Below are 1029 nucleotides of genomic sequence, written 5' to 3'. Positions count from 1 at the left end.
GATGACGACCATGCCGACGATCTGGAGGGCGGACAGCGTCTGGTCCTTGATGAGGTAGCCCAGCAAGGTCGCCACGATCGGGCTGCCCAGCGCGAGGAAGGAGACGGCGACGGCCGGCAGCCGCTCGATGCCTCGGAACCAGACGATGTAGCTCAGGACAGCGCCCAGGGTGATGAGGTAGGCGAACCCGATGACGTTGGAGCCGGTGAGACCGTTTGGAAGGTCTTCCAGCGACAGCCAGAACGGCAGCAGGACCAGGCCGCCCGCCGTGAGTTGCCACCCGGTGAACGTGAGCAGGCCGACGCCCTCCGGCCGGCCCCACCGCTTGGTCAGCGTGATGCCCGAGGCCATGCACAGTGCTCCGCCGATCGCGGCGAGGACACCGACGGTGTCGAGCGAGACCGTGCCCTTGAAGACGAGCAACGCCACGCCCCCCGCGCCCATGACGCAGGCCAGGGCGTGGACGAGTCTGATCCGCTCGCTGAGGAAGAGGGCGGCGAGGAGGACCACGAACATGGGCTGCGCCGACATGATCATGGCGGCGATGCCACCGGGCAGCCGGTAGGCCGCGACGAAGAGCAGGAAGTTGAAGGCGCCGATGTTCAGAACGCCCAGGACCAGCGCGCGCCACCACCAGATGCCGACGGGGAGCTTGCGGCCGAGGGCCAGCAGCACCAGGCCACCGGGCAGAGCCCGCATGGTGGTCGCCAGGAGCGGCCGGTCCGCAGGCAGCAGCTCGGTGGTCACCAGGTAGGTGCTGCCCCAGACCGCCGGAGCCAGGCCGGTCAGGGCCGCCGTGAGTACGTTCTGTCTGTTCTTCATCTTGCCTCGCATCCCGTGGGAATCACCGTGGCTCCCGACGTCCGTCCGGCCGGCTCAGTCGAAGATCGGGTCGCGATCGCGGCCGCGCTTCAGCTCGAAGAAGCCGTCCGTGCCCGCCACGGCCAGCACGCCGTCCCAGAGCCTGTCTCTTATAAACATCTAAGATCCCACGAGACAAGGAAAAATCGATTGTTTGGTGTGTGTGTG

General features: G+C 67.2%; 1 protein-coding gene and 1 pseudogene. Both read right to left on the bottom strand.

Annotation, left to right across the window (positions count from 1 at the left end):
- Positions 1 to 822, bottom strand: an 822-nt coding sequence (locus ACFW2E_RS47820) for an EamA family transporter (protein ID WP_384478677.1), incomplete at its 3' end; no start/stop codon positions are given.
- A 54-nt stretch (positions 823 to 876) separates the two neighbouring features.
- Positions 877 to 966: pseudogene (locus ACFW2E_RS47815) on the bottom strand (disulfide bond formation protein DsbA); the annotation flags it as partial.
- Positions 967 to 1029: the final 63 nt, after the last annotated feature.

This window comes from Streptomyces sp. NPDC058964 (genome assembly GCF_042741275.1).
GTDB lineage: Bacteria > Actinomycetota > Actinomycetes > Streptomycetales > Streptomycetaceae > Streptomyces.
This window is presented reverse-complemented; position numbering and strand designations above follow the sequence as displayed.